Origin of the sequence: Streptomyces sp. NPDC101166 (assembly GCF_044768125.1) — a bacterium.
Lineage (GTDB): Bacteria > Actinomycetota > Actinomycetes > Streptomycetales > Streptomycetaceae > Streptomyces.
In genome coordinates this window covers 1-1488 of record NZ_JBIWPF010000104.1, presented here as the reverse complement: position 1 = coordinate 1488, position 1488 = coordinate 1, and the positions used below count along the sequence as shown (strand labels likewise).

Annotated in this window: 1 protein-coding gene; it reads left to right on the top strand. The window is 70.2% G+C overall.

What is annotated here, in order from left to right:
- On the top strand, nucleotides 1–1383 hold a 1383-nt coding region (locus tag ACIRS4_RS36750; protein ID WP_404204383.1), incomplete at its 5' end, for a dihydrolipoyl dehydrogenase family protein.
- Nucleotides 1384–1488 lie beyond the last annotated feature (105 nt).

Here is a 1488-nt window from a genome sequence, read left to right as displayed (position 1 = left end):
ACTCGCGCCGGCGGGTTGAGCACGGTGATCGTCGAATCCGAACTGGTGGGCGGTGAATGCTCGTACTGGGCGTGTGAACCCAGCAAGGCACTGCTGCGCCCCGCGCTGCTCTACCGCGAGGCCGCCCGCTTCCCCGGAGTCCGGGAGGCGGTCACCGGAGCCCTCGACGCGACCGCGGTCCTGAAGCATCGCGACCGCATCGTGGCCGAATGGGACGACCGGGACCAGGTCGCCTGGCTCGCCTCCGTCGATGTCGAACTCATCCGCGGCCACGCTCGACTCGACGGACCGCGGCGGGTGACGGTCCGCACGCCCGACGGCGGGACCGTGCGGCTGGCCGCAAGGCACGCGGTCGCCGTATGCACCGGTAGTTACGCGGCCCTGCCCCCACTGCCGGGCCTGGATGCCGTGCGGCCGTGGACAAGTCGCGAGGCCACCGCTGCCCGCGAGGTACCGAACCGGCTCGCGATTCTCGGGGCCGGTGTGGTCGCCACCGAAATGGCCGCCGCCTGGCAGGCTTTGGGCGCGCAGGTCACCCTCATCGCCCGCGAGTACCGGCTGTTGGGTCGCGCCGAAGCCTTCGCCGCGGACCTGGTCGCCGAGCGGCTGCGGGAAGCCGGAGTGGATCTGCGGTTCGGAACCACAATCACCGCCGCCGAGCGCGTGGGAGGACCCGACGACAGCATCCACCTGACTCTCGCCGACGGCACGCGGCTGATTGCCGATGAGCTGCTGCTCGCGACCGGACGCGCACCTCGCACCGACGACCTCGGTCTCGACACCGTCGGCCTCACCCCCGGTCAGTGGCTCACCACCGACGACACCTTCACCGTGGCCGCGGTCGAGGGGGAATGGCTGTATGCGGTCGGAGACGTGAATCACCGTGCACTGCTGACCCATCAGGGCAAGTACCAGGCGCGCATCGCAGGCTCGGTCATCACCGCCCGAGCAGGTGGGCAGCCGCTGGACACCGGACGCTGGGATCGCCACGCCGGGACCGCCGACCTCGAGGCGGTGCCGCAGGTCGTGTTCACCGATCCCGAGATCGCGGCGGTCGGCCTCACCTGCGAGGACGCCGCGCGCACCGGACGTTACGTGGACGTGGTCGACTACGACATCGGCCGGGTCGCCGGAGCGATCCAGCACGATCCCGGCTACCGGGGACGAGCCCGAGTCCTGATCGACCCCGATCGCCGGGTCATCGTCGGCGCGACCTTCGCCGGACCGGGCGTCGCCGAACTGCTCCATTCGGCCACCATCGCCATCGTCGGTGAGGTCCCCGTCGACCGCCTCTGGCACGCGGTGCCGTCGTTCCCCACCATCAGCGAGATCTGGCTGCGGCTGCTGGAAACCTATCGCGACCAACAGCATTCGCTCGAGTAGAGTGGTCGGGCGCTCATCGAGGAAGTCGACAGACTCCAGCCGCCCAGTCGAAGGCGGCGCATTCCTCACACAATCCGTCCTCCGAATGGCCCGACGGAACCGCCG